Origin of the sequence: Sulfurimonas sp., from assembly GCF_028694895.1 — a bacterium.
In the GTDB taxonomy this organism is placed as follows: domain Bacteria; phylum Campylobacterota; class Campylobacteria; order Campylobacterales; family Sulfurimonadaceae; genus Sulfurimonas.
The window spans coordinates 1-7,166 of record NZ_JAQVKA010000075.1 but is presented as its reverse complement, the minus strand read 5'-3'; the positions used below and the strand labels follow the sequence as shown (position 1 = coordinate 7,166).

4 protein-coding genes and 1 pseudogene are annotated in these 7,166 nt (G+C 34.6%); 3 read left to right on the top strand and 2 right to left on the bottom strand.

Annotation, left to right across the window (positions count from 1 at the left end):
* The first annotated feature begins 156 nt into the window (after positions 1–156).
* On the top strand, positions 157–1,953 hold the full coding sequence (locus PHI38_RS07990; protein ID WP_299854792.1) for a VWA domain-containing protein: 1,797 nt from the start codon (positions 157–159) through the stop codon (positions 1,951–1,953).
* Positions 1,954–1,975: 22 nt separating this feature from the next.
* On the top strand, positions 1,976–3,397 hold the full coding sequence (locus tag PHI38_RS07985; RefSeq protein WP_299854790.1) for a BatD family protein: 1,422 nt from the start codon (positions 1,976–1,978) through the stop codon (positions 3,395–3,397).
* Here the strand turns inward: PHI38_RS07985 and PHI38_RS07980 are convergent.
* Entirely contained in the window at positions 3,394–4,224 is an 831-nt protein-coding gene (locus PHI38_RS07980) for a prephenate dehydrogenase (RefSeq protein ID WP_299854787.1), read from the bottom strand. The genes PHI38_RS07985 and PHI38_RS07980 overlap by 4 nt on opposite strands.
* A gap of 99 nt (positions 4,225–4,323) precedes the next feature.
* Between PHI38_RS07980 and bamA the strand changes: the two genes are divergently transcribed.
* The gene (gene bamA / locus PHI38_RS07975; protein ID WP_299854783.1) at positions 4,324–6,591 is read left to right on the top strand and encodes an outer membrane protein assembly factor BamA; all 2,268 of its coding nucleotides are present in this window, start codon (positions 4,324–4,326) and stop codon (positions 6,589–6,591) included.
* Between the two features lie 36 nt (positions 6,592–6,627).
* Here the strand turns inward: bamA and PHI38_RS07970 are convergent.
* Positions 6,628–7,166 (bottom strand): annotated as a pseudogene (locus PHI38_RS07970) (Ppx/GppA family phosphatase); the annotation flags it as partial.

Genomic DNA, 7,166 nt, shown 5'->3' with positions numbered 1-7,166 from the left:
GCTTCAAGAAGTTTATAAAAAGATTGATGAACTTGAGAAGTCAAAGATAAAAAGAGAGAGTTATACAAACACAAACTACTACTATCAGTTTCCTCTATTTGTGGCACTTATATCTTTGATGCTCTATGTTTATCTAAGAAACAAAAGAGGGTATGCATGAGTTTTTTACATCCAGAGTTTTTGTACTACATGCTGCCACCACTCTTTATACTATTTGCTCTTTTGCTTACTCAAAAAGAGACGCATGAGCAGTTTTTTTCTCAAGAGATAATGGATAAAATAAGGGTAAATGCAAACACTCTAACACTCAAGGCTAGAAATGTGCTTTTTTTTCTTGTAGGAGTTTTTATAATCATAGCTCTCTCGCAGCCAGTTATAAAAGAGGGTAGTGTAGAGATAAAAGCAAAAAGTGTTGATGTGATGATAGCTTTAGATATCTCAGACTCGATGTTAGCAGAGGACGTGTATCCAAACCGCCTAGAAGCAGCGAAGAGAAAAGCACTCTCTCTTTTACAAGAGGCTAAGGATGAGCGTATAGGAGTAGTTGCATTTGCAAAAAACTCCTATCTTGTATCTCCTCTTAGTTTTGACAAAGCTTCTGTTTCTTTCTTACTAGAGCAGTTAGATACAAGCTCTATAACAGAGCAGGGAAGTGACTTTTTATCAGTAATTGAAGCAGTGAAGAAGATACAAAAAGATGATCCAAAAAAAGTACTTCTTATACTAAGTGATGGTGGAGATAAGAGTGATTTTTCTTCTGAGATTGCTTTGGCAAAAAAGAGTGGTATCACAGTCTTTATCTTAGGTATAGCCACAAAACAAGGCGCTCCTATAAAAAGAGATGATGGAACTTTTATAAAATACAATGATGAGATAATCATCTCAAAACTAAATGAAAACATAGCAACTCTCGCTACAAAAACTGGCGGAGTGTATATAGAAGCAACTACTTCACAAGAAGATATAAAGAGAATGATTCAAGAGATAGGGCGAGTGGGAGAGAAAAAAGAGTTAAAAAGCCAAGAGGTGCAAAAGAGCAAACCGCTCTTTTACTATCCACTCTCTATCGCACTTCTTCTGCTTCTTATCGCTATGAGCTCTATTGGTAAAAGAGGTAGCTCTCATTTAGGTGTTTTACTTATCTTGGCTCTTTTTTCATCCCAAGAAGCCAGAGCAGGTATGTTGGATTTTATGGACCTAAAAAAGGCGAAAGAGGCTTATGAGAGTGGCAACTATGAAGAGTCTGCAAAACTTTATGATGAGCATGCAAAGATGAGTAAAAATCCTCAGAGTTACTACAACAGCGCTAACGCATACTACAAAGAAAAAAAGTATAAAGAGGCGATAGAGGCCTATAAGAAGGCTACTTTTGAGGATGAATCAAAGAGAGCAAAAAACCTCTCAAACCTTGGAAATGCTTATGCAAAAGATGGTGATTTACAAAAGGCAGTAGAAGCATATAAAGAGTCTCTAAAGATAGAAGATGATAAAGAGACAAAAGAAAATCTTGATGAAGTTGAGAAGTTTTTAAAAGAGCAAGAGCAGAAAAAAGAACAAGATAAAGAGCAAAATAAACAAGACGATAAAGATAAAGAGGATAAACAAAAACAAAACAACGATCAAAAAGATAAAAACAACGAACAAAACAAAGAAGAAAAAAAAGATAATAAAGAGTCTTCAAACAAAGAGAACGCTTCGGATAAAGAACAAAAAGAAGATGATAAAAAGGCCAAAGAGCAAAAAGAAAAAGAGGCTAAAACGAGTGAGAGTAAAGATGATAAAAAAGATACTAAGCAAGAAAAAAGTGCCCAAGCAAGTGATAAAAAAGAGGACACAATGAGTGATGCAGAAGAGAAAAAGTGGATAAACCATCTAAAGCAAAACTCAAGCAGTTATCTCTATAGACTAAGTGATGATGAGAAAAAAATATCTAAGGATGAAAAACCTTGGTAGAACTTATTTTAAGGAAGATAATTTGAAAACTATTACAAAAATCGCGCTACTATTTTTTATAACTGTGTACCAATTATTTGCCTCACTGACTGCTCGAGTAGATACAAAAAGTGTTGAGCTTGGAGATATTGTTACATACTCTTTGGATATTTCAGGCCAGAAGATTAAAAAACCAGATATCACAAGGCTCTGTAATAGCGATGTTATATCTACCTCTTCTCAAACAAATATGCAGATTATTAATGGAGCGATGAGCAAGAGCTATACACTAAGTTATAAGTTTTCACCTGAAATGAGCTGTAAAATAGAGCCTATTGAATTAGAAATTGATGGCAAGGTAGAACACTCCCAAGCGATAGATATAGAAGTAAAAGCTCCAAGCCAGACTAAAGATGCAAACTTCATGCTTACACTTAGTAGCAACAAAGAGGAGCTTTATGTTGGAGAAACGCTTGAATTAACCTTAGCATTTAAACAAAGAAATGGCGCACCTGCACTTGATAGTAAATTTACACCACCAGAGCTAAAAGGTTTTTGGATAAGAGGTGAGTCAACACCACAAAAGACGCAAGATGATAACTATACAACTACAACAATAGTTTATACACTGCTCCCTCAAAGAGTAGGAGAGTTAAAAATCTCAAGAGCTCAGATGCAAATAGCTTCAAGAGATAACAAGCTTGATAGCTGGGGTGGCTTTATGCCAACTATTAAATGGAAAAATTATTTCTCAAACGAGCTCTCTTTTAACGTAAAACCACTCCCAGAGGGAGTTACGTTAGTAGGAGATTTTAAAATCAATCTCTTACTTGAAAAAGATGAAGTAAATGCTAATGAAGCTTTAAATGCAGTTGTAGAGGTTAGTGGAGATGGAAATCTTGAAGATATAAAAAGCTTTAAACCATATATAGACGCAGTTGGAGTTTTTGAAGAAAAAGCTACGATCGAAGGCGCTAAACTCTCACAAAAAATAGCTTTTGTAGCGCAGAATGATTTTATAATACCACCATTTGAGATTAAATACTTTGATATAAAAACTAAAGAGATAAAGAGCATATCTACAAAAGAGGTACATATAAAAATAATAAATGCAAAGCCTAAAGAGGAGTTAATCATTAAAACAGATGAGAAACAAATCACTAAAAATCCTGAAGTGATTTATGGCGATGCTTATGATAAAGTTTATCTGTTTATGGCTTTTTTTGCAGGAGTTTTCTTAGGTGTAATCTTGATGCTCTTAAAACCATTTTTAAAATTTAAACGAGTTAAAAAAAGTTCTATAAAAGAGCCAAGAACTCTTCTGGCAAAACTGCTTCCGTATAAAGAGGATGAAGAGGTAAAAGAGATGATTGAGGCGTTAGAACAAAATATCTACACAGATAAAAGTGTAGAGATAGATAAAAAAGCTCTAAGAGAACTTCTTAAGCGGTTGAAGATAGACTAGTCTAAAATATCATGAAGTCTGTTTCCAGACTCTATGTTTTTATGAACTTCATCCCACTCATCATTTTTTATATGTTCTTTTAAAATACTTAACTCATGCTCAAAAAGCTCTATAGCTTCGAGCAGATTTGTTTTGTTTTGTCTAAAAATATCTTCCCACATATTTGCAGAACTCTTAGCAAGACGACTCATAGAGCGAAATCCACCCGCTGCAAGGGCTAAAATATTGCGTTTGTTCTCTTGATTCATAACAGTATTTGCAAGGGAGTATGAGATAGCATGAGGCATATGAGATATAAAAGCCGCATGACGGTCATGCTGATGTGCTGGCATAAAGTGCATGCTCATACCAAGAGCCTTAAATATCTTTTTTGCTCTGTTTGCCTGAGCGTCACCGCTGTTTTCTATATCACATAAAACTACAACTTGTCCATTATATAAGTTGTCAATTGCTGCTTTTGGACCAAAGTTTTCCGTTCCAGTCATCGGATGCGCTGCTACAAAGTTTGCTCTTATATCTTGAGATATCGAGTCTATAATCTTTGCTTTTGTACTTCCTAAATCAATGATAGTTGTATCTGCACTTACCCCAGAGAGATTTTTAAGCGCTGCTATAACTCCATCAACAGGTATCGCTAAAAAAATAACATCATAATTTTTAACTTCATCAAAATCTACTATTTTATCAACAAGACCAAGCTCTAATGCCTCTTTCTGATGATTTATATTGTGATCACTCCCCACAATACTCTCTATAAAGTCTATGTTTTTTAGGCTCTTAGCGAGTGATCCACCCATAAGTCCTAAGCCTACTATTGCTATATTCATACTATTTCTTCTTTTTTATTTGCCAAATTATACAAGATTTACTTAACATTAACCTCATAAAAGGTAGAATCTTCTCTTATTTTATAATTTGGAAAATCAATGAGAATATTCTTAGCAATAGTTCTAACACTCTTCGCGATAAACTCTTTCGCACAAACAATCAAAACAATTAAATATGACGGTATGGTTCAGATATCAGAAACAGTAGCACTAAGAATGTTAAAGTTTGAAGTTGGTGATGACATCAATAGTAATATGATTGATGAGTCGATTAAGGCTTACCATAAACAGGGATATTTTGAAGATATTTGGGTTGATTTTGATAAAGATGGAACACTCACCTTTCACTTTAAAGAGAAACCACTTATCTCAAAGATTGAGTTAAAAGGTTGGAAAGAGAATGATTCTGACATCATTGATAGTGTAATCCAGATTAAAACTGGTGCACTTTATGATGAGAAGAAGATAGAAGCTGCAAAGAAAAGAATCATTGAAGCAATCAATCAAGAAGCAAAGATAGACAGTGTTGTAGAGATTTCCAAAGAGCTTTTAGATAATGGAAGCTATAAAGTAACTTTCTTAGTAAACGAGGGTGAAGAGATTATCATAGATGAGTTGCTGTATAGTGGAGTTGAAGGACTAGATAGTGAAGAGTTTGATAGCATGATTGCTAACAAAGAGAGACAGTTTATGGGCTGGTTCTGGGGTAGAAATGACGGAAAGATGAAAGTAGCTGATTTAGCTTACGACCCACTTCGTATCCGTGATTATTATATGCAGCATGGTTATTTAGATGCAGAAATCAAAGAACCATTTGTAAGAGTAAACTTTGATAACTACAAAGCAGATATGAGTTATCAGATAAAAGAGGGTGAAGTTTACTCGATTAGTGCAATTACTATTGAGCAAGATAAAGAAGTTATAGATAACGCTAAGATAGAAGAACTATTAAATTTAAAAGTTGGCGAAGTATTTAACATAGAGACTTTTCGTAATGACTCTCAAAAAATTAAAACACTTATAGCCGACCTTAGTTATGCATTTGTTCAAGTTGTGCCAGACTTGAAAAAAGATAAAGACAAAAGAGAAGTAGAAGTTGTATTTAAAGTCTCTCCTGGAGATAAAGTAAAGATTAGAAATGTTGTTATCTCAGGAAACAGCAGAACACTTGATAGAATCATAAGAAGAGAGCTATATCTAGGACCTGGAGATATGTACTCTCTAACAGACCTCTCAGACTCAAGAAATGCACTTGGACGTTTGGGCTTTTTTGATGGAAATACTATTGAAGAAAAAAGAGTTGATAACAAAACTATGGATTTGGTTGTTAAAGTAAAAGAGGCTCCTACTGGAAATATTCAGTTGGGTGGTGGTTATGGAAGCTACGGCGGACTTTTAGTTAGTGTCGCTGTTGATGATAGAAACGTTTGGGGTTCTGGAATTGATGTTGGAGTAAAGGCTGAGCGCTCTTCACTCTCATCTAACTACTCTTTTTCTATCTCAAACCCAAGATTAAATGATAGTGACTTTAGCGGTAACTTCTCGCTTTATACATCTAGCTTTGAGTATGAAGACTATACTGTTATGTCTGATGGATTAACTACTGGTTTGGGGTATAGATTTACAAGATATATTAGTGGTCATTTGGGCTATAACTACTCTAAAAATAAGTATGATATTGAAGAAGATGCAAACTTAACTTACCTTAATGATTATATGTTTCAAGACTATACAAAAAGTTCTGTTGTAGTTAGTGCAAAGTACGATGATACAGATGACTTTTACCTTCCTAGAAAAGGTGTTATGCTCTCACAAAGTGTTGAGCAGGCAGGTGTTGGCGGTGAAGCAAAATTTATGAAAACAAGAACAACTTTTGGTGCTTATAAAGGCCTTGAAGAGTATGTTGGCTTTGACCTTATTTCAAGATATAAAGCTAAGATAAGTTATGTAAAAGATGACGGCTTTTTACCAATTGCCGAGAAGTTTTATATGGGTGGTATAGGAAGCGTTAGAGGATATGAGTCTTACTCACTATCACCAACTACAAAAATAGATCCCAACGCATCTGATGGTATAAGAAGATACGGAGGAGAGTATAGTGCTACAAACAGTTTTGAGCTAAGTTTTCCTCTTGTTCCAAAAGCAAAGATGCGCCTTGTTACCTATCTTGACTGGGGATACATCGGAACAACTGAGAAGAGTAATGGTGATTATCTTGTTGAAGATCTCTCAAGAGGCGGTTTTGGAGCAGGTCTTGAGTGGTTCTCTCCAGTTGGACCAATTCAGTTGATGTTCTCAAAACCTATAGGCGATAAAGAGGGTGATAAAACTTCAGTGTTTGAATTTACTATGGGACAGAGATTCTAAGAATCTCTGTATTAAATAGAATTTTTTAAAAAAGATTTATAAAAATTTTACCTGCAAAGAGCTATTTTTTAGTGGCTCTAACTTCTCCACACTCTCTCTTGCTAAATACAAGCTATTTTTTGACTCAACTTCTATAGTATTGTCTTTAAAACTTAGTTTAAAATCTATATTTCTTGGCATATGGCTTAGAAGTGCGACACTTAATGATAGAAGGTAGCTAAGAGCATTCAATTGTCCTTCATCAGGTAAAAGAGAGCCAAGTCTCTCAATATGCGAAGAAGAAGGAAGTTTTCTTTTTGAAAATCTTGCAAGTGTAGCTATAAGAGTAATCTGCTCATGAGTAAACCCAAACTCTAAGGCATCTTGTATAAGTTCGTAACTATGTTTGTTGCTAGAATAAAAATGAATACTATTTCCGCTCATACATAACTTCGAGGCTATTGAGAGTTCATAACGGTATTTTTTATCTATCTTGAGAGTTTCTGCACTTAGATCAAAGAGCTCTTTTGCTACTTTGCTTATTTGATTTGCATATAAGAGATTTTGTACATGAGAATCAAGTATATAGCGTACAG

Excerpts from the sequence above, each read along its gene's own strand:
- bamA (WP_299854783.1), top strand. The coding sequence starts at position 4,324 with ATGAGAATATTCTTAGCAATAGTTCTAACACTCTTCGCGATAAACTCT.
- PHI38_RS07990 (WP_299854792.1), top strand. The coding sequence starts at position 157 with ATGAGTTTTTTACATCCAGAGTTTTTGTACTACATGCTGCCACCACTC.
- PHI38_RS07980 (WP_299854787.1), bottom strand. The coding sequence starts at position 4,224 with ATGAATATAGCAATAGTAGGCTTAGGACTTATGGGTGGATCACTCGCT.